The sequence below is a fragment of the Blastococcus sp. TML/C7B genome, from assembly GCF_016612845.1.
Taxonomy (GTDB): domain Bacteria; phylum Actinomycetota; class Actinomycetes; order Mycobacteriales; family Geodermatophilaceae; genus Blastococcus.
Genome location: NZ_JAEOAA010000001.1, coordinates 232,575 through 253,416, shown reverse-complemented (window position 1 = coordinate 253,416; position 20,842 = coordinate 232,575). Strand labels below are relative to the sequence as shown.

The 20,842-nt window shown below is 75.8% G+C and carries 22 protein-coding genes; 13 read left to right on the top strand and 9 right to left on the bottom strand.

All coding sequences use genetic code 11. From position 1 onward, the window contains the following. Positions 1 to 121: 121 nt before the first annotated feature. The 4 genes from JKP76_RS01255 to JKP76_RS23110 are packed head-to-tail and all read left to right on the top strand — an operon-like array spanning position 122 to position 4,000. A complete protein-coding gene (locus JKP76_RS01255) occupies positions 122 to 916 on the top strand; it encodes a methyltransferase domain-containing protein (protein WP_200489240.1) in 795 nt (264 codons plus the stop codon). Then, positions 909 to 2,279, top strand: coding sequence for a hypothetical protein (locus JKP76_RS01250; RefSeq protein WP_200489239.1), 1,371 nt, complete (start codon positions 909 to 911; stop codon positions 2,277 to 2,279). Before JKP76_RS01255 ends, JKP76_RS01250 begins: the two co-directional genes overlap by 8 nt. Positions 2,280 to 2,322: 43 nt before the next feature. After that, positions 2,323 to 3,057 (top strand): class I SAM-dependent methyltransferase, encoded by a 735-nt coding sequence (locus JKP76_RS01245; protein WP_200489238.1) that lies wholly within the window; start codon positions 2,323 to 2,325, stop codon positions 3,055 to 3,057. 7 nt (positions 3,058 to 3,064) lie between these two features. Continuing rightward, positions 3,065 to 4,000, top strand: coding sequence for a GNAT family N-acetyltransferase (locus JKP76_RS23110; RefSeq protein WP_200489237.1), 936 nt, complete (start codon positions 3,065 to 3,067; stop codon positions 3,998 to 4,000). Positions 4,001 to 4,040: 40 nt separating this feature from the next. Here JKP76_RS23110 and JKP76_RS01235 read toward each other — a convergent pair whose 3' ends face one another. Continuing rightward, a complete protein-coding gene (locus JKP76_RS01235; protein WP_200489236.1) occupies positions 4,041 to 5,444 on the bottom strand; it encodes an aspartate ammonia-lyase in 1,404 nt (467 codons plus the stop codon). 156 nt (positions 5,445 to 5,600) lie between these two features. Here JKP76_RS01235 and JKP76_RS01230 point away from each other — a divergent pair, with 156 nt between their 5' ends. After that, the gene (locus JKP76_RS01230) at positions 5,601 to 6,227 is read left to right on the top strand and encodes a hypothetical protein (RefSeq protein ID WP_200489235.1); all 627 of its coding nucleotides are present in this window, start codon (positions 5,601 to 5,603) and stop codon (positions 6,225 to 6,227) included. A 67-nt stretch (positions 6,228 to 6,294) separates the two neighbouring features. Then, positions 6,295 to 6,942: a DUF1707 domain-containing protein gene (locus JKP76_RS01225; RefSeq protein WP_200489234.1), complete on the top strand. Its 648-nt coding sequence runs from the start codon at positions 6,295 to 6,297 to the stop codon at positions 6,940 to 6,942. 116 nt (positions 6,943 to 7,058) lie between these two features. Here JKP76_RS01225 and glpX read toward each other — a convergent pair whose 3' ends face one another. After that, positions 7,059 to 8,102 (bottom strand): class II fructose-bisphosphatase, encoded by a 1,044-nt coding sequence (gene glpX / locus JKP76_RS01220; RefSeq protein WP_200489233.1) that lies wholly within the window; start codon positions 8,100 to 8,102, stop codon positions 7,059 to 7,061. A 183-nt stretch (positions 8,103 to 8,285) separates the two neighbouring features. Here glpX and JKP76_RS01215 point away from each other — a divergent pair, with 183 nt between their 5' ends. Next, entirely contained in the window at positions 8,286 to 8,852 is a 567-nt protein-coding gene (locus tag JKP76_RS01215) for a DUF4245 domain-containing protein (RefSeq protein WP_309232792.1), read from the top strand. A 143-nt stretch (positions 8,853 to 8,995) separates the two neighbouring features. After that, entirely contained in the window at positions 8,996 to 9,280 is a 285-nt protein-coding gene (locus JKP76_RS01210) for a hypothetical protein (RefSeq protein ID WP_200489231.1), read from the top strand. Between the two features lie 2 nt (positions 9,281 to 9,282). Here JKP76_RS01210 and JKP76_RS01205 read toward each other — a convergent pair whose 3' ends face one another. From JKP76_RS01205 to JKP76_RS01195, 3 genes are read right to left on the bottom strand one after another with little or no spacing between them, the layout of a single operon-like run. Beyond that, entirely contained in the window at positions 9,283 to 9,516 is a 234-nt protein-coding gene (locus JKP76_RS01205) for an exodeoxyribonuclease VII small subunit (protein WP_200489230.1), read from the bottom strand. Beyond that, on the bottom strand, positions 9,513 to 10,736 hold the full coding sequence (gene xseA / locus JKP76_RS01200; RefSeq protein WP_200489229.1) for an exodeoxyribonuclease VII large subunit: 1,224 nt from the start codon (positions 10,734 to 10,736) through the stop codon (positions 9,513 to 9,515). Before xseA ends, JKP76_RS01205 begins: the two co-directional genes overlap by 4 nt. A 49-nt stretch (positions 10,737 to 10,785) precedes the next feature. Further along, on the bottom strand, positions 10,786 to 11,790 hold the full coding sequence (locus JKP76_RS01195) for a lipid droplet-associated protein (RefSeq protein WP_200489228.1): 1,005 nt from the start codon (positions 11,788 to 11,790) through the stop codon (positions 10,786 to 10,788). Positions 11,791 to 11,915: 125 nt separating this feature from the next. Between JKP76_RS01195 and JKP76_RS01190 the strand changes: the two genes are divergently transcribed. Further along, positions 11,916 to 12,884 (top strand): 4-hydroxy-3-methylbut-2-enyl diphosphate reductase, encoded by a 969-nt coding sequence (locus JKP76_RS01190; protein ID WP_200489227.1) that lies wholly within the window; start codon positions 11,916 to 11,918, stop codon positions 12,882 to 12,884. A 64-nt stretch (positions 12,885 to 12,948) separates the two neighbouring features. On the opposite strand, the gene JKP76_RS01185 is transcribed toward JKP76_RS01190, so the two are convergent. The 4 genes from JKP76_RS01185 to JKP76_RS01170 form a co-directional block, all read right to left on the bottom strand. Next, positions 12,949 to 13,551: a DUF6542 domain-containing protein gene (locus JKP76_RS01185; protein WP_200489226.1), complete on the bottom strand. Its 603-nt coding sequence runs from the start codon at positions 13,549 to 13,551 to the stop codon at positions 12,949 to 12,951. A gap of 270 nt (positions 13,552 to 13,821) precedes the next feature. Then, entirely contained in the window at positions 13,822 to 14,943 is a 1,122-nt protein-coding gene (locus JKP76_RS01180; protein ID WP_242471140.1) for a DNA recombination protein RmuC, read from the bottom strand. A 36-nt stretch (positions 14,944 to 14,979) separates the two neighbouring features. Next, complete coding sequence (locus JKP76_RS01175) at positions 14,980 to 15,516, bottom strand: methylated-DNA--[protein]-cysteine S-methyltransferase (RefSeq protein WP_200489225.1); 537 nt, start codon at positions 15,514 to 15,516, stop codon at positions 14,980 to 14,982. After that, positions 15,513 to 17,012 carry an AlkA N-terminal domain-containing protein gene (locus tag JKP76_RS01170; RefSeq protein ID WP_200489224.1) on the bottom strand — a complete coding sequence of 500 codons (1,500 nt, stop codon included), beginning with the start codon at positions 17,010 to 17,012 and terminating at the stop codon, positions 15,513 to 15,515. The genes JKP76_RS01175 and JKP76_RS01170 overlap by 4 nt, the downstream gene beginning before the upstream one ends. 152 nt (positions 17,013 to 17,164) lie before the next feature. Here JKP76_RS01170 and JKP76_RS01165 point away from each other — a divergent pair, with 152 nt between their 5' ends. Genes JKP76_RS01165 through JKP76_RS01150 form a run of 4 tightly spaced genes read left to right on the top strand, consistent with a single transcriptional unit; the run spans position 17,165 to position 20,797 of the window. Further along, positions 17,165 to 18,079 carry an ABC transporter ATP-binding protein gene (locus JKP76_RS01165; RefSeq protein ID WP_200489223.1) on the top strand — a complete coding sequence of 305 codons (915 nt, stop codon included), beginning with the start codon at positions 17,165 to 17,167 and terminating at the stop codon, positions 18,077 to 18,079. After that, on the top strand, positions 18,076 to 18,921 hold the full coding sequence (locus tag JKP76_RS01160) for an ABC transporter permease (RefSeq protein WP_200489222.1): 846 nt from the start codon (positions 18,076 to 18,078) through the stop codon (positions 18,919 to 18,921). Before JKP76_RS01165 ends, JKP76_RS01160 begins: the two co-directional genes overlap by 4 nt. Further along, positions 18,918 to 20,162 carry a sensor histidine kinase gene (locus JKP76_RS01155; protein ID WP_200489221.1) on the top strand — a complete coding sequence of 415 codons (1,245 nt, stop codon included), beginning with the start codon at positions 18,918 to 18,920 and terminating at the stop codon, positions 20,160 to 20,162. The genes JKP76_RS01160 and JKP76_RS01155 overlap by 4 nt, the downstream gene beginning before the upstream one ends. Next, complete coding sequence (locus JKP76_RS01150) at positions 20,159 to 20,797, top strand: response regulator transcription factor (RefSeq protein WP_309229470.1); 639 nt, start codon at positions 20,159 to 20,161, stop codon at positions 20,795 to 20,797. Before JKP76_RS01155 ends, JKP76_RS01150 begins: the two co-directional genes overlap by 4 nt. Positions 20,798 to 20,842 lie beyond the last annotated feature (45 nt).

Sequence of the window (20,842 nt, the reverse complement as noted above, 5' to 3'; positions counted from 1 at the left end):
ACACCCCGCACGTGCCCGGATCGGGGGCCGGTCCGTGCCTACCCTGGCCGGCATCCCGGGAGCCGCCCGCGGACCCGGCACCCCGGCCGGTCCGCCGCGCACCGGGGGGAGGAACAACACCGTGTCCGTAGTCCAGCGAGACCTCGTCGACTACGCGGAGCAGTACCGCGCCCTGCCGTTCGAGCCCGTGCAGATCGCCTACCGGCGGAAGCTGGTGCTCGCCCGCGTCGCCGCCCACGCCCCGCGCCGGGTGCTCGAGATCGGCTGCGGCGAGGCGCCCCTGTTCCCCGACCTCCCCGGCACCGGGTCGGTGGTGATCGAGCCCACCGCGGCGTTCGCCGCCGGAGCCCGCGCCCTGGCCGCCGGCCGGCCCGACGTCGTCGTGGTCGAGGACTTCGCCGAACGGGTCGACCCGGCGTCCGTGGGTGGCGGGTTCGACCTGGTGGTGCTCAGCTGCCTGCTCCACGAGGTCCCCGACCCGCAGGCGCTGCTGGCCGCCGCGCGCGGGTTCTGCGCCCCCGGCGGCCGGCTGCACGTCAACGTGCCCAGTGCCCGGTCGCTGCACCGGATGCTGGCGGTCGCCATGGGGCTGATCCCGGACCCGGCGACGACGTCGGACACCCAGCTGCGGATGCAGCAGCGCGGGATCTACGACGCCGCGGGGCTCGAGGCGGAGCTGCGCGCGGCGGGGTTCGCCGTCGCCGAGCGCGGCAGCCTCTTCGTCAAGCCGTTCACCCACGGCCAGATGCAGCGCCTGCTCGACGACGGCTTCCTCACCCCCGAGCTGCTCGACGGCCTGGACGCCCTCGCCGCGCTGCTGCCCGACCTCGGCTCCGAGCTGTGGGTCGACGCGGTGCCGGTCGACACGGTGCCGGTCGACGCGGTGCCCGTCGGGGCGGAGCCGGCCGATGCCTGAGGCGCTCCTCGTCGGCAACAACCTCGCCGTCCTGGTGGCGGCGGTCGAGCTCGGCGCCGCGGGGCACGACGTCGTCCTGGTGACCGACGGGCGCGGCCCGGGTGGCCACTTCCGGGGCCTGCGCACGCCCGAGGCCGACTTCGACCTCGGCATGGTGCTGCTGGAGTCGGCGGGCAGCACGGCCGACGACGACCTGGCCACCTACCGCCCGCGGGTCCGCTACGACTGGACGCGGTTCGGCGCCCGCGTCGACCGCTGGCAGGCCGAGCTCGTCCGGCCCGTCCGCACGCCGACCCCCGAGGCGCTCGTGGAGGGCCGGCGCCGACCCGACCACCTCGTCGCCGACCGCCTCGACGTGCTGGCCGAGGGCGGCTTCCGCCCGCCGGCGCCGCTGCCGCGGGAGGACCCCCGGCACGCCTCGGCCAAGGTCGCCGGGGCTGCCTACGACGCGCTGCCCTACCGCGAGGCCGCCGCCGCCAACCACGGCGAGGACATCCACGCCCGGCTGGTCGAGCCGTTCGCCGAGAAGCTGCTGGGACCCGCCGCCGGCACGCTGTTGGCGCGCTACCACCGCGCCGGCTGGCTGCCGCTGTACTGGCCCGAGACCCTGGCGGCCGCGTGCGCGGGGCAGCCGACCGGCCTGGCCGAGTACCCGTTCTGGACGACGCCGACGGGCTTCGTCGGCGACGTCGTCCGCACGCTGGAGACGCGCCTGGCGGCCATGCCGACCGTGCAGGTGCACGACGGCGCGGTCACCTCGCTCGCTCTCGAGGGCAGCCGGTGGACCGCGGCCACCGCGGACGGGTCGTGGTCCTCCGAGCGCCCCGTCCTGGGCGTGGGCGCCGACCGCCTGCAGACCCTGCTGGGGCTGCCGGTGCAGGAGCGCGCGCCCGGTGCCTCGGTGGCTCTCGTCTGCTGCCTCGTCCGCGGCGCAGCGATCACCGAGCCCGTCGGCTGCCTCTCGGTGGTCGACCGGGAGTACGCCACCTACCGGGTCACCGACCAGGACGCCCTCGCCGGCCTCGACCCCGCCGAGCACCGCGTCGTGGTGGAGGCCGGACCGGCCACCGCCGCCCGGCTGAAGGACGGCGCCGACGTCCCGGGCGAGCTGGTCGCCGAGCTCGGCCGGCTGCTGGGCATCACCGATCCGTCCGCCGACGTGCGGGTGGTGAAGGCGGTCGCCGCGCCCGGCGCGGTCCCCGCACCCACCGCGGCCTCGGTGGCCGCGGAGGCGACGGCGTCCGACGCGCTGACCGCCGCCTGCCCCGGCGCCCTGCTCACCGGCGCCCTGCTGGGTGGGGGAGCCACCTCCATGAACGACCAGGTGGTCCAGGGGCTCGCGGTCGCCGCGCAGCTCCCGTGACCGCCCGCCACCACCGGCACCACCCCGAACTCCCGGAGGACCGATGACCGCCGCCCGCACCCAGGAACTGGAGCGGATCGCCCACAGCTACCACCTCAACGACGAGGTGCCCGACAAGTTCATCGAGGACGCCTGCCAGGAGCACTGCTGCGACTGGCTGGCCTCCCTCGTCTCGCCGGAGGACCACGTCGTCGAGCTCGGCGCCGGCGAGGGCGTCACGCTCGCCCGGCTGGCCCCGCTGCCGCGCCGGTACGTGGTGGTCGAGGGCGCGCCCAGCCTCGCCGCCCGCGTCCGGACCGACTTCCCGGGCGTCGAGGTCGTGGAGGCGCTCTTCGAGGACCACGAGCCCGCCACCCCGTGCGACAAGCTGCTGGCCCTGCACGTCTTCGAGCACGTCGACGACCCGGTGCCGCTGGCCGCGCACCTGCGCTCGTGGGTGAAGCCGGGCGGGGAGATCGTCGTCGTCGTCCCCAACAAGCGGTCGCTGCACCGCCGGCTCGCCGTCCTCATGGGGCTGCAGCCGGAGCTGGACACCCTGAGCGCACGGGACCACCTGGTCGGCCACCAGCGGGTCTACGACCTCGACGGGCTGGAGGCCGACCTGCGCCAGGGCGGGTTCGAGCCGTTCGAGCGCAAGGGCTTCTTCCTCAAGGTGCTGCCCAACGGGATGATGCTGGACCACTCCCCGGAGCTCATCCAGGCGCTCAACGACCTGGGTGACGAGCTGCCCGCGGACTTCGGCGCGAACATCGCCGTCCGCGCCCGACGGGTGGGCTGAGCCGGTCGTGCCGGTGCTCCTCGACGTCGAGCCCTTCCCCGGGGACGGCCTGCTGTTCTGCGACCCGGGGTTCCACGACCTGAACGGCATCCCGGCCGGTCGCCGCTGGCGGTACGAGCACCGCCGCGAGGACCGGCTGGTCGGCGTGCTGGAAGGCGTCGTCACCGACGGTGTGCTGCTGTCCGGGCACAGCGCCCCGTTCGGCGGGCCCGACCTGGTGGCTCCGGACCCGTCGGTCGAGGACGTCGTCGCCCTGGTGACGGGCGCCCTGGCGGCGCTGCGCGAGGACGGTGTGCGGACGGCGCGGATCAGGGCGCGGCCGCTGGTCTACTCCGCCGCCGAGCCGCTGGTGGAGTTCGCGCTGCTCGACCGGGGCTTCGCCGTCGAGCACTGCGACCTGAACATGCACGTGGACCTGTCGCGGTTCACCCCCGACGACGACGTGCTGGACCTGCTCAAGCCGCGCAAGCGCCGGTACGTCCGCGCATCGCTGCGCGGGTCGGTCGAGCTCACCCCGGTGGACGGCGGGGAGGACCTCGCGACCCTGCACGCCATCATCGCCGGGAACCGGCGGGCGAAGGGCAGGCCCGAGCCGCTGGCCCTGGACTACCTCCGGCGCGCGCAGGAAGCCTTCCCCGACCGCATCCGCATGCGGCTGCTGCGGGTGGAGGGCCGCGCCGTCGCGGCCGCGGTGGTCTACCGGGTGCTCGACGGCATCGACCAGGTCGTGCACTGGGCCGACGCCCCGGGGGAGGAGCGCTCCCCGATGGACCTGCTGGCCTACCTCGTCTACGCGGACTGCCTGCGGCACGGCGCCCGGTTGATCGACCTCGGTCCTGCCTCGGACGACCAGGGCCGGCTCAACCCCGGGCTGGCCGAGTTCAAGCGCGCGGTGGGCGCGGTCCCGGGGACGCGCAAGGTGTTCACGGTCGACCTGGGCTGAGCCGTCGCGCCGGGCCCGCAGGCCCGGCGCGACGAGCAGCTCAGGGGTGGGTCATGGAGAGGACGTCGAGGGCCTCGTCCAGCTGCTGCTCGGTGAGCTTGCCCTGCTCGACGTAGCCGCGCTCGAGCACGACCTGGCGGATCGTCTTCTGCTCCTTGAGCGACTGCTTGGCCACGATCGCGGCCTCCTCGTACCCGATGTACTTGTTCAGCGGGGTCACGATCGAGGGAGAGGACTCGGCGTACTCGCGGCACTGCTCGACGTTGGCGACGATGCCGTCGACGCAGCGGTCGGCGAGCAGCCGGCTGACGTTGGCCAGCAGCCGGATCGACTCGAGCACGTTGCGCGCCATGAGCGGCAGCGTCACGTTGAGCTCGAAGACGCCGGTGGTGCCGGCGTAGGTGACCGCGGCGTCGTTGCCGATGACCTGGGCGCCCACCTGGATGACCGCCTCGGGGATCACCGGGTTCACCTTGCCGGGCATGATCGAGCTGCCGGGCTGGAGGTCGGGGAGCTGGATCTCGCCCAGGCCGGTGCGCGGGCCGGAACCCATCCAGCGCAGGTCGTTGACGATCTTGATCAGGCCGACGGCGATCGTCTTGAGCTGGCCCGACGCCTCGACCAGGCCGTCGCGGGAGCTCTGCGCCTCGAAGTGGTCGCGCGCCTCGGTGAGCGGCAGGTCCAGCTCGCCCGAGAGCCGCTCGATGATGGCGGCGGCGAAGCCGGGCGGGGTGTTGATGCCGGTGCCGACGGCGGTGCCGCCCAGCGGCAGCTCGGCGATGCGGGGGAGCGAGGCCTCGAGCCGCTCCACGCCGTAGCGGACGGCGGCCGCGTAGCCGCCGAACTCCTGGCCGAGGGTGACCGGCGTGGCGTCCATGAGGTGGGTGCGGCCGCTCTTGACCACGGTGGCGAACTCGTCGGCCTTGCGCGACAGCGACAGCTCGAGGTGGCGCAGCGCCGGCACCAGGTCGCGGACGATCGCGCTGGTGGCGGCCACGTGGATCGCCGACGGGAAGACGTCGTTGGACGACTGCGAGGCGTTCACGTGGTCGTTCGGGTGCACCGGGCTGCCGAGCGCCTCCGTGGCGAGGCTGGCGATGACCTCGTTGGTGTTCATGTTGCTCGACGTGCCCGAGCCGGTCTGGAAGACGTCGATGGGGAAGTGCTCGTCCCACTCGCCGCGGGCGACCGAGGCCGCGGCCTCGCCGATGGCGCCGGCGACGGCGGCGTCGAGGACGCCGAGGTCGGCGTTGACGGCGGCCGCCGCGCCCTTGATGGCGGCGAGGGCGCCGATCAGCTCGCGCTCGATCGGGGTGCCGGAGATCGGGAAGTTCTCGACGGCGCGCTGGGTCTGGGCCCGCCACTTGGCCCAGGCGGGAACGCGGACCTCCCCCATGGAGTCGTGCTCGATGCGGTAGTCGGTGCCGTCCTGCTGGGTGGCCACGCTGTGCTCCCGGGGTGTCTGGATGGTGACAGTGCTCCGGGGAACCCTAGACACCGGCACGGCCGCGCGACGCCTCCCCGTCCGCGGGAGGTGGGCAGACGCCGGGATGCCGCCCCCTAGCATCGTCGGACGGATCCGAGCACCGAGGAGCGCCCGATGACACAGCCGCCGTACCCGCCCCCGGGTGAGCCCGCTCCCGGCGGTGAGCCCGCTGCCGGCGGTGGTGGCGTTCCCGAGGCGCAGCAGCCCTACGGTCAGCAGCCGTACGGGCAGCAGCCCCACGGCCAGCCGCCCTACGGGCAGGCGCCGTACGGCCAGGCGCCCTACGGCCAGCAGCCGTATGGCCAGCCGCCCTACGGCCAGGCCGCGTACGGGCAGCCGCAGCAGGGCGGGCCGGGCGCCGTGCCGCCGTGGGGCCAGGCCCCGCAGCCGCCGTCGGGCAACCGGAAGGTCCTCGTGACCGTGCTCTCCGTCGTCGCCGTGGCGATCGTCGCGCTGGCGGTGGCGCTGGTCGTCGGGCTGCGCTCCGACGACGAGGGGTCCGACGGCGGGTCGTCGATCCCGGCCGCGACCTCGGAACCCGAGGGCCTGGGCGACGACCCGGAGCTCGACGACTACGCCGAGGAGTGCCACGACGGCGACATGCAGGCCTGCGACGACCTGTTCAACCAGTCGCCGGTGGGGTCGGCCTACGAGCTGTACGGCGGCAGCTGCGCCGGCCGGCAGTCCAACACCGACGCCCGTCAGGTCTACTGCGTCGACGCCTTCCCGCCCGCGAGCTGAGCGCCCGCGGGCCCACCGCCCGCCGGGGCGGCCGCGCCGGGCACCGGCTGGGCTACCGTCGGCAGCCGTGTCCGACGACGCCGCGCTGCCCGCCGTCCCCGAGCCCGATCCCGCCGCCGCCCCGGGGGTGCGCGCCTCCGACGGTGACCGGGAGGCGCTGGTCGCCCGGCTCCAGCAGGCGCTGGCCGAGGGCCGGCTGGACCTCGACGAGTTCGGTCAGCGGGCCGGCGCGGCCTGGGCGGCGGTGACCACCGCGGAGCTGGCCGCCCTGGTCGCGGACCTCCCGGCCGAGCCGCCGGTGGAGATCGTCGGCAGCCGGGCCCCGGAGGTCCAGACCAGCGTGTTCGGGGACATCAAGCTCTCCGGGCCGAGCGTCCCGCTGCGCGCGAGCACGGTCTTCGGCGACGTCCGGGTGGACCTGCGCGGGCTGCGCACCGACGCCGAGCGGCTCGAGCTGCACCTGTCCACCGTCTTCGGCGACGTCGAGGTGATCGTCGCCGAGGGCGTGGACGCGCAGCTGCACGGCCGCACCGTCCTCGGCGACCGGAAGATCGACCTGGCCGCGGTGCCGCGGGTGGCCGGCACGCCGCGGGTCGTCGTCCACGGGCGCACCGTGTTCGGCGACCTGAAGCTGCGCAGCCTGGCCCCGGGGGAGTCGGCCAGCCGCTGGCGTCAGGTGATGGAGCGGCTGGCACGACGGGCCGAACCCGGCTGATCCGCAGGGGGCCCTGTCGCGCCGAGTGGGGCCCGGAGGGTCCCCGGCAGGTGGGACGAGGGGGCTCCACCTACCCGGGGACGGCTCCTGGCCGCGGTGCGATCCGGAGGATCGCGTCAGGAATCGAAGGGCACGGCCGAGTAGGCGCGCAGCTTCTCCAGCGAGTGCAGGCTCTCGATCGACCGGATCGTGCCGGACTTCGAGCGCATCACCAGCGACTGGGTCGTGCAGCCCCCGGCGCCGTACTGCACGCCGCGCAGCAGCTCGCCGTCGGTGATGCCGGTGGCGACGAAGAAGACGTCGCCGCGCACCAGGTCGTCGATGTGCAGCACGCGGTCGAGGTCGTGGCCGGCGTCGAGCGCCTTCTGCCGCTCCTCGTCGTCCTTGGGCCAGAGCCGGCCCTGGAAGGTCCCGCCCATGCACTTGAGCGCGCACGCGGCGATGATCCCCTCCGGCGTGCCGCCGATGCCGAGGATCAGGTCGACGCCGGTGCCCTCGCGGGCCGCGGCGATCGCGCTGGCGACGTCGCCGTCGGTGATGAACTTGATGCGGGCGCCGGCCTCCCGGACCTCCTGCACCAGCCCGGCGTGCCGCGGCCGGTCGAGGATGCAGACGGTGACGTCGCCGACCGAGCTCTTCTTGGCCTTCGCGACCCGGCGGATGTTCTCCGCGACCGGCACGGTGATGTCGACGACGTCGGCCGCGGCCGGGCCGGTGGCCAGCTTCTCCATGTAGAAGACCGCCGACGGGTCGTACATGGCGCCGCGCTCGGCCACCGCCATGACGGCGATCGCGTTCGGCATGCCCTTGGCCATGAGCGTGGTGCCGTCGATCGGGTCGACGGCGACGTCGCACTCGGGGCCGTTCCCGTCACCCACCTGCTCGCCGTTGAAGAGCATCGGGGCCTCGTCCTTCTCGCCCTCCCCGATGACGACGACGCCCTTCATGCTCACCGTGCCGATGAGCGCGCGCATGGCGTCGACCGCCGCGCCGTCGCCGCCGTTCTTGTCGCCGCGCCCGACCCAGCGCCCGGCGGCCATCGCGGCCGCCTCGGTGACCCGCACCAGCTCGAGGGCCAGGTTCCGGTCGGGGGCGGGGCGGTCGGTGGAGAACGCGCTCCCGCTCGAGGAGACGGGGCCTTCGGGAACGGGCAGCGACACGGGACCTCCTGGAGAGGGACCTGCGATCCGTCGTCCCGCCGCGAGCAGGGCGAACCCGGGAGGCAGGCCATGGGCGGCAGGCTGGGTGAGCTCTCCTGCGATCCTATGTGCATGACCGAAGTCGGCCCGACGAGCCCGCGACCCGCTGACCCCCCGGACGCCCCGGCGTCCCCGGGTGGGCCGGTGGCGGTTCCCGCGCCGTCGCCGGCGGTGGAGCGCGCGAACCGGATGAGCGCGGCGAACATGATCCGCTCGCTGGCGCCGCTGGTCGTGATCTGCCTGCTGCTCGTCGCCTGGCAGGCCTTCCGCACCAGCGGCGAGGAGACCGTCCGCGAGGTCGACCCGGCGAGCACGGTGCGGCTGGCCGTGGAGCGGGCCGGGTACCCGGTGCCGGCTCCGGCCGGGCTGCCGGAGGGGTACCGCCCGACCAGCGCCCGCACCGACGCCGGGAACGCCCGCGAGGGCGATGCGGTCACCCTGCAGATCGGCTACCTGACGCCGTCGGGGGAGTACGCCGGCTTCGCCGTCAGCGACGACCCGGGCGCCGAGCCGGTCCGCGACGTGCTCGACGGCGCCACCGACGAGGCGGCCGTCGACATCGGCGGGCAGCCGTGGCAGCGGCTCACCACCGAGCGCGGGGAGACCGCGCTGACCCGCGAGGCCGACGGCGTGGTCGTCGTCGTCAGCGGCTCCGCCTCCGACGACGAGCTGCGCACCGTGGCGGCCGCCGTCACGCCCGCGGAGGGCTGAGCGCCGGCGTTGATTGCGGTTCCGTGTCGGGTGCCCGACGACTGCCCGACGCGCGGCCGGTCGCGCGGCGGCCGGGGCGGGGACGCAGCAGGCTCCCCGCACGCCCGGCGCCACCGCGGCAGCCGGCCGGACGAGGAGCCGACATGGACGACGACGTCTGCGCGCACGGGGACCACCGGCCACCGGCCCGGGGCGGGTCGTGCCCGTGCGGCATGGTCACCCGCATCCCGGCCCGCACCCCGCCGGCGTCGGCCGACGACGCGGTGCGGGACCTGATCGCCCGGTGCCTCGTCGAGCGCGGTGGCGTCGCCGACCTGGCGGGACTCCGGCAGCGGGCCGACCGCGTCCTCGGTGCGCTCGCGCACGCGGGCCTGGAGATCGCCCACCGGCCGGCCGCGGACCGCGCGGGGGAGCGGCGCTCGGCCTGAGCTCAGTCCTCGCCGTCGGCCGGGGCGGCGGCCGCGAGGCGCTCGCGGGCCCGGTCCAGCCAGTGCTGGCACAGCGTGGCCAGCTCCTCGCCGCGCTCCCACAGGGCCAGCGACTCCTCGAGCGTCAGCCCGCCGGCCTCCAGTCGGCGGACGACGTCGGCGAGCTCCTCGCGGGCCTGCTCGTAGGTCGTCGTCGGCTCCTCGGCCGGCCCGGTGGTCTGCTCGGTGCTGCTCATGGCTCCCCATCCTCCCGGTCGACCCGCACGTCCAGCCGGCCCCCGCTCACCCGGACCCGCAGCCGCTCGCCGTCGGCCACCTCGGCGGGATCCCGGACGAGGGCCCCGTCGGCGCGCTGCACCACCGCGTAGCCGCGGTCCAGGGTCGCCGCCGGCGACAGCGCCGCGACCCGCGCGCGGGCGTGCTCGAGGTCGCGCTCGGCGGCCTCCACCCGGTGCACCACGGTGCGGCGGGCACGGGTGCGCAGCGCGGCGACGTCGTCGGCCCGGCCGTGCAGCAGCCGCTCGGGGCTGGCGAGCACGGGCCGGCTGCGCAGGGACTCCAGCCAGCGCTCCTGCTGCTCGACGCGGGTGGTGAGCAGGTGGCGGGCGCGGGCGCGGAGGCCCTCGACCAGCCGCCGCTGCTCGCCGATCTCGGGGACGACGCGGTGCGCCGCGTCGGTGGGGGTGGCGGCGCGCACGTCGGCGACGTGGTCGACCAGCGTCGTGTCGGTCTCGTGGCCGACCGCGGTGACCACCGGCGTCCGGCACGCGGCGATGGCGCGCACCAGGCCCTCGTCGGAGAAGGGCAGCAGGTCCTCGACCGAGCCGCCGCCGCGGGCGACGACGATGACCTCGACCGCGGGGTCGGCGTCGAGCACGCGCAGCCCCTCGATGACGTTGGCCGCGGCCTGCGGGCCCTGCACCGCGCAGTTGTGCACCGCGAAACGGACCGCGGGCCAGCGGCGGCGCGCGGTGACGAGGACGTCGCGCTCGGCGGCGCTGTCCCGGCCGGTGATGACGCCGACGACAGCCGGCGCGAAGGGCAGCGGGCGCTTGCGGACGACGTCGAAGAGCCCCTCGGCAGCAAGCAGCTGCCGGATCCGCTCGATGCGGGCGAGCAGCTCACCGAGGCCGACGGCGCGGATCTCGGTGGCGCGCAGCGAGAAGGAGCCGCGGGCGACGTAGTAGTCGGGGCGCGCCCGGACGACGACGCGCGCGCCCTCGGTCAGCTCCAGGCCCGGCCGGTCGGCGATGTCGCGGTGGCAGGTGACCGGCACCGAGAGGTCGGCCACCGGGTCGCGCAGGGTCAGGAAGACGGTGGCGGCGTTGCCGCGGCGGGACAGCTGCGCCACCTGGCCCTCGACCCAGACCTCGCCCAGCCGGCCGATCCAGTCGGCGACCTTGCGGGCGACCGTGCGCACCGGCCACGGCGCCTCGGGGGAGGAGGGTGCGGTCACGGTCCGAGGGTGTCAGACGCTGCCGACACCCCCGGACCGGGAGCGCGGGTCAGGCGCCGCGGGGGGCCAGCGGGCTGGCCTCGACCGCCTGCTCCTCGAGCTTCTCGAGCCGGTTGCGCAGCATCCGCAGGTAGGGCTCGCGGCCCTGGTGGGCCTCCTCGTAGGCGACGAGGTCGGAGACGGTGCTCAGCGCGTAGCCGCGCAGCCGACCGCGGAGCTGGGCGACGGAGAAGCTGTCGTACCCGTCGACGGGCGCCTCGGTGGGCGCACCGGAGGAGTCCGCGTCGGCCGGGGCCTCCACGGTGGCGCCGGCCGCGATCGGCGCCTCGTCCCCGGTGTCGACGCCGGCGGCCAGGCCGGTGGCGGCGGCGATCGGGCCGTCCCCCCGGGCGATCTCGGTGCCGTCGTCGGCGCTGCCGGCGTAGTCCTCGGGCGCCGGGGCGGCGATGCCCTCGTCGGTGACGGTGGCCTCGACGGTGGCGATGCCGCTGCCGTCGGCGTCCAGGACGTCGACCGAGGTCGGGACCGACTCGGTGTCGGCCGCGCCGGCGACGGGCAGCTCGATGGCGAGCTCGTCCTCGTCGGGGGCGTCCGGGGCGTCGCCCGTGGTCGGCGCGGTCTCCTCGAGGGTGGGGGCGGCCTCGATCGCCTCGTCGACGGCCAGCTCGTCGAGGATCTCCTCGGTCTCCGGCGCCTCCTCGAGGAAGGTCTCCACCGAGTCCTGCGCACCGACGACGTCGGGCACCTCGTCGGGGACGACGTCGGCGCGGTCGAACGCCGAGCCTCGGAAGCCCTGCGCGGGGGCGGCGTCGCCGTCGTCGTCGAAGGTGGCCAGGCCCGGTTCGGCCTCGCCGCGGATGCCGGTGAACAGCTCGTCGCCGCGGGCGACGAGGCCGGCGTACTGCTGCTGCACCTTCATCGCGTGCTGCATCGCCATGCCGACGACCCGCACGGGGAGCCCCGGCAGGGTCTCGGGGAGCTTGCGGGCTTCGTCGACGACGGTCGCGGCCAGGCCGGCAGCGGCGCGGACAACCTCAGGGATCTCACGGGCCATGGGGCCACCTTGCCCCAGCAACCGCGCCCCGACACCCCCGTCGCCGGTGATGTGCCCGTCCGGAGGGTGTTCTGGGCCACCCTCGGGAGTCCCGGCAGGCGTCCGCACCCACGTACGCTGGGTGCATGGCAGATCAGCGCGGACGTGTCCTGCTGGCCGATCCCCGGGGTTACTGCGCCGGTGTGGACCGGGCGGTGGTGGCGGTCGAACGCGCCCTGGAGATCCACGGCGCCCCCGTCTACGTCCGGAAGCAGATCGTGCACAACAAGCACGTCGTGGCGACGCTCGAGCGGCGGGGCGCGATCTTCGTCGACGAGACGACCGAGGTGCCCGAGGGCTCCGTCGTCGTCTTCAGCGCCCACGGGGTCTCCCCGGCGGTGCACCAGGAGGCGGCCGACCGGCAGCTGCGCACCATCGACGCGACCTGCCCGCTGGTGACCAAGGTGCACCAGGAGGCCAAGCGCTTCGCCCGCGACGACTACGACATCCTGCTCATCGGCCACCGCGGGCACGAGGAGGTCGAGGGCACCGCCGGTGAGGCGCCCGCCCACATCCAGCTCGTCGACGGTGCCGACGACGTCGCCAACGTCCAGGTGCGCGATCCCGAGAAGGTCGTGTGGCTGTCCCAGACCACCCTCTCGGTCGACGAGACCCTGGCGACGGTCGACCAGCTGAAGAACCGCTTCCCCGGTCTGCAGTCCCCGCCGAGCGACGACATCTGCTACGCCACGCAGAACCGCCAGCAGGCGGTCAAGCAGATGGCGGCCGAGTGCGACCTCGTGCTGGTCGTCGGTTCGACGAACTCCTCGAACTCGGTGCGGCTGGTGGAGGTGGCCCTCGAGGCCGGCTCCCGCGCCTCCTACCTGGTCGACTACGCCGCCGAGATCGACGAGGCGTGGCTCGAGGGCGTGGGCACCGTCGGCGTCACCAGCGGCGCCTCCGTCCCGGAGATCCTGGTCAGCGAGGTGCTCGACTGGCTGGCCGCGCGCGGCTACGCCGACGTCTCGACGGTCAAGGCCGCCGAGGAGCGGCTGGTCTTCGCGCTGCCGCACGAGCTGCGGCGCGCCGAGAAGGCGCAGTCCACCGGCGACTGACGCCCCGGATGCACGAGAGCCCGTCCCCGCGGCAGCGGGGACGGGCTCTTCTGCATCCGGGAGGTCAGCGGCGGGCGATCGCCCGGAAGAGGGCGAGGACCAGCGCCACGACGGTGGCCATGGCCATCGTCGGGAAGCCGCGGATCAGCAGCGTGGCGACCGTGGGGGCGCTGAACGTCGCCGACGGGGCCAGCCCGATGTTGAGCGCGGCGACCGCGATGAAGACCAGCGGCGGGGAGACGACGACGGAGACCAGGTCGCGGCGGCGCACCACGAGGGTGGCGACCGTGGTCGAGCCGAGCAGGGCCGCCAGGGTGATCCGGCCCAGGCCGACGCCGGTGTAGGAGTCGACGGCCGCGCCCGCGAGGGTCACCAGGAAGACGCCGAGCACCGCGACCAGGCCGCGGACCTGGCTGCCGCCGGTCGACGAGCGGGTGTCCACGCGGACGCGCTGTGCCGCGGCCCGCTTCTCGGCGGCGCGGCCTCCGGCGGCCCGGCCCTCGGCCGGGCGGGACGGCGCGGGGCGGCCGGACGGCCGGGCACCGGATGCGCGGTCGGCCGGACGGATCGAGTCGCGGCGCGGGGGGAGCGGGCGGCTGTCGCCGGGGCGCCCTCCGCGCGGGGGCACGGGCGGGCGACCGGCCCGGGCGCTGCGGTCGGGGTTCATGGCACGTTCCTCACGGGGCATGCGCGACCCGGGGAAGGACCGGTCGGGAGAGCCCCCGCCGGGCCGCCATGAATCGGCCGTACGTGCCGTGGCCATGGCGCACCTCCGTTCCACCGCGGTCGGGCCCGGGTGGCCGTCCCTCGATCGTCACGGTAGCGAGGGACAAGGCAAGTTCGGCGGAGGAGGGGCTCGCGTCGCCACCCCGACCGTGTCGACGAAGAGACTCGGAGTGAGGGGTGTGACGGACGGTGCGCCGGAGGGCCGGCGGGGTCAGCCGTGGGTGCCGTCCCGCCCCCCGTCGTCGTACCGGCGGCCGGCGTCGAACCGGTCCTCGCCGTCCAGGACGACGGCGTCGGTGCCGTCGCCGGGCTCGGGCCGCAGCGTGCGCACCGTCGCCTCCAGCGGCGCGGGCGACGGGACCGGCTGCTCGGCGATGCCGAGGTCGTCGAACCGGCGGGCCGCGGTGAGCACCGAGCGCTCGTAGGAGCCGACCGTCTCGTTGAACCGGGTCATGGTCGTGCCCAGCGCGGAGCCGAGCCGGGTGATGTGCCCCGACAGCGTGCTGAGCCGGGCGTGCAGCTTCCGCCCCACCTCGAGCACCTGGTCGGCGTCCCGGGCCAGCCGCTCCTGCCGCCAGGAGTAGGCCACCGTGCGCAGCAGGGCCAGCAGGGTGCTCGGCGTGGCCAGGACGACGTCCCGCGAGAAGCCGTGCTCCAGCAGCCCGGGCTCGGCCTCCAGCGCGGTGATGAGGAAGCCGTCCGACGGCACGAAGAGCACGGTGAAGGGCGCGGCCGGCCGGAACGCGGTCGGGTAGCGCCGGGCGGCGAGCGCGTCGACGTGCGCGCGCAGCTGCCGGGCGTGCATCGCCACCCGCTGGTCGCGGACCGCCGGGTCGGTGGCCTGCACCGCCTCGATGTACCCGGTGAACGGCACCTTGGCGTCGACCACCACCTGGCGGCCGTCGGCCAGGGTGACCACCAGGTCGGGGCGCACGCCGGCGCCCTCGTCGTTGGTGCTCGAGGGCTGCTCGACGAAGTCGCAGTGCTCGAGCAGGCCGGCCAGTTCCACGACCCGGCGCAGCTGCACCTCGCCCCACCGGCCGCGCACGTGCGGCGTGCGCAGCGCCGTCACCAGCGCCGCCGTCTCCTGCTGCAGCTGGGCCGAGGTGAGGCCAACGGTGCCCATCTGCTCGCGGAGCTCGCCGTGCGCGGTGGCGCGCGCCCGCTCGATGCCGGCGAGCAGCCGGTGCAGGTGGTCCAGCGACTCGTGCACGGGCTCCAGCCCGCTGTCGGTGGGGCGGCGGCGGGCGAGCAGGGCGACCACGCCGAGCGTGACCGCCGTGGCGAGCAGCGCACCGAGGAGGAGCCCGAGGAGCAGGGAAGCGGCGTCCATGCCCCCGAGGCTGCCCGACGGGTCCGACAGAACCGGCTAGGCGACGGCGAGCGGCGCGTGGCGCGCCTCGTGGTCGAGCAGCTCGCGCTTCACCGCCGTCCCCCAGCGGAAGCCGCCCAGGCCGCCGCTGGAGGCGAGCACGCGGTGGCACGGGACGAACAACGCGGCGGCGTTGCGGGCGCACGCGCTGGCCGCGGCGCGCACGGCCGTCGGCCGTCCGCACCGGGCGGCGAAGGAGGTGTAGGTGTCCGGCTCGCCCGGGGGGACGCTGCGCAGCACGGTCCAGGCGTCCTCGAGGAAGGGGCCCGAGCGCTGCCGGACCGGCACGTCGTCGATCGCGGCCACGTCGCCGGCGAAGAACGCCTCGACGGCCTCCAGCACGGGCAGGTCGTCGGCGCGCTCGACCCAGGTGGGCCGCAGCGAGCGGTGCACCACCGGGAGCAGCTCGGCGACGTCGTCGGTCCAGCCGCTGGCCAGGACGACGTCGTCGTCGCCCGGCCCGTCGGCGACCACGACGGTGAACGGCCCGGGAGGCGTGGGCACGGTCGCGTAGCGCGCGGCACGAGCAGTCATGAGGCGCTCCTTTCCGGGGGGACCGCCGCGGCGGCCGGGCGGGTGAAGAAGGACGGCGCGGCCAGCGCCCACAGGTGCATCACCGCGTAGGAACGCCACGGGCGCCAGCGTCCTGCGGCCTCGATGTCGGTGCTGCCGAGGGTGGCCAGCGAGCGTCGCAACGCCAGGTCACCGGGCAGCCACACGTCGGGATCGGCCAGGCCGCGGAGGGCGACCAGCGCCGCCGTCCAGGGCCCGATGCCGCGGACCGCGAGCAGCGCCCGCGCCGCCGCGTCGCGGTCGGCGCCCGGGTCCAGCGCCACGTCGCCGCCGACGAGGGCGGCGGCCAGCGCGTGCACCGTGGCGCGGCGCGCGCCGGTCAGCCCGACCGCGCCCAGGTCGGCCGCGGCCAGTGCCTCGGGGCGGGGGAAGGCGTGGGTCAGCGTGCCCACCGGCGCCGGCAGCGGGGCGCCGGCCGCGGCCAGCAGCCGCGCGGTGAGGGTGCGCGCACCGGCCACCGAGACCTGCTGCCCGAGCACCGCGCGGACGGCGAGCTCGGGCCCGTCCGGCGAACCGGGCACCCGGCGGCCGGGGGCGCCGGCGACCAGGCCGGCCAGCGCGGGATCGGCACCGAGGACGGCGTCGACGGCGACCGGGTCGGCGTCCAGGTCGAGCATCCGCCGGCACCGGCTGACCGCGGTGCCGAGATCGCGCAGCTGGGCGACCTGCAGCCGGGCGACCACCGCGGCTCCGCCGTCGGGAGCGGGGGAGAGGCGGACGACGCCCGGCCCGTGCGGGAGGTCCAGCACGCGGGAGAAGGTGACGCCGTCCCACTCCTCCAGCCCGGGGACGGCGTGCGCGCCCAGGAAGAGCAGCACCTCGGCGGCGTCGTAGGGCGCGCGGGCGGCCAGCCGCAGGGTCAGCCACCCGGGGGTGCCGCCCGGCGCGGTGGCGGGGCGGCGGCGCAGCTCGGTGGGGGTGCTCGCGAAGACCTCGCGGACCGTGTCGTTGAACTGGCGGATGCTGGCGAACCCGGCGGCGAAGGCGACGTCGGCCATCGGCAGGTCGGTGGTCTCGATGAGCAGCCGGGCGGTCTGCGCGCGCTGGGCCCGCGCCAGGGCGAGGGGGCCGACGCCGAGCTCGCCGACGACGAGCCGGTGCAGCTGGCGCTCCGAGTACCCCAGCCGCCGGGCGACGCCGGGCACGCCGGAGCGCTCCACCTCGCCGTCGGCGATCAGCCGCATCGCCCGGGCGACGACGTCGGCGCGCACGTCCCACTCGGGGGAGCCGGGCACCGCGTCGGGCCGGCAGCGGCGGCAGGCGCGGTAGCCGGCCGCCTGCGCGCCGGCCGCGGTGCTGAAGAACGAGACGTTCGAGGACTTCGGGGTGCGGGCCGGGCAGGACGGGCGGCAGTAGATGCCGGTCGTGCGCACCGCCGTGACGAACCAGCCGTCGAACCGCGCGTCGCGGCCGGCCACCGCGCGGTAGCGGTGCTCGTGGTCGGTCGGTGTGGTCACGGTTCGAGCATGACAGCCGCCGACGGGGAGGACCGGCGGGTTTCGGACACCGCCGTCGCCGCCGGCCGGCGGGCCCCGTCCACCGGTCGGTGGACGGGGGACCAGCGCTTCGGCGGTCCCGGGCCGGCCGCCGTCGTCGGCAGGCTCGGTGCATGACGACGACAGGGACCTCGCCGCACGGGCTGCGCGCGGACGGACCGGCCGTGCGGGTGCGCGGCCTGGTCAAGCGCTACGGCGACCGGGCGGTGGTGGACGGGCTCGACCTCGACGTCCACCCGGGCGAGGTGTTCGCGCTGCTGGGCCCGAACGGTGCCGGCAAGACGACGACCGTGGAGATCCTGGAGGGGTTGCGCCGCCGCGACGGCGGCGAGGTCCGCGTGCTGGGCGTGGACCCGGCCGCCGGCGACCGGACCTGGCGGGCCCGGATCGGGGTGGTGGGGCAGGCCACCGGCGACGGCAACGCCCTGACCGTCCGGGAGACGCTGGACCACTTCGCCGTCTACCACTCCCGGTCGGCGGGCGCCGACGAGCTGATCGCCGCCGTCGGCCTCACCGAGGCGGCCGGCACGCGGGCGGCGCGGCTCTCCGGCGGGCAGCGCCGCCGGCTGGAGGTGGCCCTGAGCATGCAGGGCCGGCCGGAGCTGCTCTTCCTCGACGAGCCGACGACCGGCCTCGACCCGGTCGCCCGGCGGCAGTTCTGGGCGGTGCTCCAGCGCCTGCGGGAGGGCGGCACGACGATCCTGCTGACCACCCACTACCTCGACGAGGCCGCGCACCTGGCCGACCGGGTGGGCGTAATCGACGCCGGCCGGCTCGCCGACGTCGCGCCGCCGGAGCAGATGGGCGGGGAGCTGCGCCGTCGCGCGACGGTGCGCTGGCGGGAGGGCAGCGGCGTCCGTTCCGTCGTCACCACCGAGCCCGACGTCGTGCTGCGCGACCTGCTCACCACCGGGCCGCGGGTCGCGCTGCCCGACCTGACCGTCACCCGGCCCACCCTGGAAGAGGTCTACCTGCAGCTGGTCGGGGCTGCTCCTGCCGAGCCCGCTCCCGAAGGAGTCCTCCGATGACGCTCACCACTCCACCCGCCGACGTCCGCGCCGACACCCGGCCGAAGCCGCCCGGCGCGCTGCCGATCGGGCTGGCCCGGATCGGGCTGGAGCTGCGGCTCTACCTCCGCGACCCCGGGCAGGTGGTGTTCTCCTTCGCCTATCCCGTGATCATGCTGCTGATCTTCGGCTCGGTCTTCGGCGGCGAGACGACCGGCCCCGACGTCCGGTTCGAGGACTACTTCCTCGCCGGCATCGCGGCCACCGGGATCATGCTGACCAGCTTCCAGGCGGTCGGCATCGCGATCGCCGAGGAGCGCGAGCGCGGCGACCTCGCTCGGCTGCAGCTGCTCGGCGCGCCGCCCGCGGCCTACGTGATCGGCAAGGCCGGGCAGGTCGTGCTCACGACGGCGGTGCAGCTCGCCCTGCTGCTGACCGTCGCGCGGCTGGCCTACGACGTCCCCTTGCCGGCCGACGCGGGGCGCTGGCTGACCTTCGGCTGGGTCGCCCTGCTCGGCGTCCTCGCGGGCACGGTGCTCGGCATCGCGGTCTCACCGTTCGTCGGCAGCGCCCGGGCGGCGTCCGCGGGGATCACCGGCTTCTCCGTCGTCCTGCAGTTCTTCTCCGGCGTCTTCTTCGTCTTCGCCGAGCTGCCGCCGTGGATGCAGCAGGTGGCCGCGGTCTTCCCGCTGAAGTGGCTGACGCAGGGCATGCGGTCTGTGCTCCTGCCCGACCAGGCCGCGGCCGGGGAGGTCGCCGGGTCGTGGGAGCACGGCAGGACCGCCCTGGTGCTGGGCGCATGGGTGATCATCGGCGTCGTGGTCTGCGTGCGCACGTTCCGCTGGCGGCGGGGCGAGGGATGACCTCGCCCTGGATGCGGTCCGCCGGGCCCCCCGCGGCAGGGGAGCCCGGCGGACCGCCGCTGTCCGAGCGGGGCTGGCGCCTGACCGTGGTCGTCCTGCACGTCGCCTTCGCCGTCGGGATGGCGCTAGCGGTGGTCGACGTCCTCGTGGGGGACGTCGAGGGATCCCGGGCCGCCGCGGTCCTGGCGCTCGTAGCCTGGGCGCTGGCCTACGTCCTCCTGGGTGGGCCCGCGCTCGTCTCCCGCGACCCTCGCCGGCGGGTCGGCTACCTGACGGTCATGGTCGCCGCGGTCGCGGTGATCGCCTGGCACGAGCCCTCGGTGCTGTTCCTGCTGTTCGTCGCGTACTCGCAGGTGTGGTTCCTCGCCGAGCGGGGGCGCGACGGGGTGCCGTGGACCTTCGCGCTGGCCGCCGCGGCGACGGCCGGCCCGCTCGTCGACTGGACCCGGGGCGAGGAGCCGCTGGCCGGACCGGGCTCCACCCTGATCGGGCTGGCGTTCAGCCTGGCCATGGGGATCTGGGTGCACCGCGTGCTGGAGCAGAGCGACCAGCGGGCGTCCCTCATCCGGGAGCTGGAGTCGACCCGCGCCGAGCTCGCCGCGCTGCACCACCAGCAGGGCATGGTCGCCGAGCGGGAGCGGCTGGCGCGGGAGGTGCACGACACCCTCGCGCAGGGCTACACGAGCATCGTCGTGCTGGCGCAGACGGCGGCGGCCGCGCTGCCGGACGATCCTCCCGCGGCCGCCGAGCGGCTGGCGGTGATCGAGGACGTGGCCCGCGAGAACCTCGCCGAGGCCCGCGCGATGGTCGCCGCGTTCGCGCCGGTCGCGCTGGACTCGGCCACGCTGGTCGAAGCGTTGCAGCGGCTGACCGACCGCTTCGGCCGGGAGACCGGCCTCGCCACCCGGCTCGACACCGCGGCGCTCGGCGGGAGCGGGCCGGTGCTGAGCCGCGCCGAGGAGATCGTGCTGCTGCGCGGCGCGCAGGAGGCGCTGGCCAACGTGCGCCGGCACGCGTCGGCCAGCGCCGTGGTGCTGCGGGTGAGCCGGATCGGCGCGGGGGACGAAGCGCACGTGTCGGTGCACGTGGAGGACGACGGGGTGGGCTTCGACCCGGCCGTCTCCGCCGGCGTGGGGCTGGCCGGGCTGCGGGACCGCGCGGAGGAGGTCGGCGGCGCCGTCGACGTCCGCTCGGCGCCGGGGGAGGGGACCCGCGTGACGGTGCGGGTGCCGGTCCGGTGAGCGCCATCAGGGTGCTGGTCGTGGACGACCACCCGGTGGTGCGCGGTGGCGTGGTCGGCTGGCTGGCGGCGCAACCGGACATCGACGTCGTCGGCGAGGCGGGCGACGGGCTCGAGGCGCTGGCGATGGTGGCTGCCCTGACACCGGACGTCGTCCTGATGGACCTGCGGATGCCCCGCATGGACGGGGCCACCGCGACCGGCCGGCTCGCCACCGACCACCCGGGCGTGCGGGTGCTGGTGCTGACGACGTACGACACGGACGCCGACATCGTGCGGGCCGTCGAGGCGGGCGCGACCGGTTACCTGCTCAAGGACACCCCGCTGCCGCAGCTGGCCGACGCCGTCCGCGCGGCCGCCCGCGGGGAGACGGTGCTCGCGCCGCCGGTGGCGGCGCGGCTGGTGTCGCGGATGCGCGCTCCGGCCGTGGACGCACCCACCGCGCGGGAGCTGGAGGTGCTCGCCGGGGTGGCCCGCGGGCTGACCAACGCGGAGATCGGGCGGCAGCTGTTCATCGGCGAGGCGACGGTGAAGACGCACCTGCTGCGGGTGTTCGCGAAGCTCGGCGTGGACGACCGGACCCGCGCGGTGCTGGTGGCGGTGGAGCGAGGTCTGCTGCCGTCTCCGGGGAGCTGATCCGCCTTCTTGGGGGAGCTCATCGGGCTCCTGTCAAGGGCGGTC

Bases quoted from the DNA above. Each gene is read 5' to 3' on its own strand.
- JKP76_RS01250 (WP_200489239.1), top strand. From the start codon at position 909: ATGCCTGAGGCGCTCCTCGTCGGCAACAACCTCGCCGTCCTGGTGGCG.
- JKP76_RS01195 (WP_200489228.1), bottom strand. From the start codon at position 11,790: ATGGCCCGTGAGATCCCTGAGGTTGTCCGCGCCGCTGCCGGCCTGGCC.
- JKP76_RS01190 (WP_200489227.1), top strand. From the start codon at position 11,916: ATGGCAGATCAGCGCGGACGTGTCCTGCTGGCCGATCCCCGGGGTTAC.
- JKP76_RS01245 (WP_200489238.1), top strand. From the start codon at position 2,323: ATGACCGCCGCCCGCACCCAGGAACTGGAGCGGATCGCCCACAGCTAC.
- JKP76_RS01180 (WP_242471140.1), bottom strand. From the start codon at position 14,943: ATGGACGCCGCTTCCCTGCTCCTCGGGCTCCTCCTCGGTGCGCTGCTC.
- JKP76_RS01160 (WP_200489222.1), top strand. From the start codon at position 18,076: ATGACGCTCACCACTCCACCCGCCGACGTCCGCGCCGACACCCGGCCG.
- JKP76_RS01165 (WP_200489223.1), top strand. From the start codon at position 17,165: ATGACGACGACAGGGACCTCGCCGCACGGGCTGCGCGCGGACGGACCG.
- JKP76_RS01205 (WP_200489230.1), bottom strand. From the start codon at position 9,516: ATGAGCAGCACCGAGCAGACCACCGGGCCGGCCGAGGAGCCGACGACG.
- JKP76_RS01155 (WP_200489221.1), top strand. From the start codon at position 18,918: ATGACCTCGCCCTGGATGCGGTCCGCCGGGCCCCCCGCGGCAGGGGAG.
- JKP76_RS01230 (WP_200489235.1), top strand. From the start codon at position 5,601: ATGACACAGCCGCCGTACCCGCCCCCGGGTGAGCCCGCTCCCGGCGGT.
- JKP76_RS01175 (WP_200489225.1), bottom strand. From the start codon at position 15,516: ATGACTGCTCGTGCCGCGCGCTACGCGACCGTGCCCACGCCTCCCGGG.
- JKP76_RS01210 (WP_200489231.1), top strand. From the start codon at position 8,996: ATGGACGACGACGTCTGCGCGCACGGGGACCACCGGCCACCGGCCCGG.
- JKP76_RS01185 (WP_200489226.1), bottom strand. From the start codon at position 13,551: ATGAACCCCGACCGCAGCGCCCGGGCCGGTCGCCCGCCCGTGCCCCCG.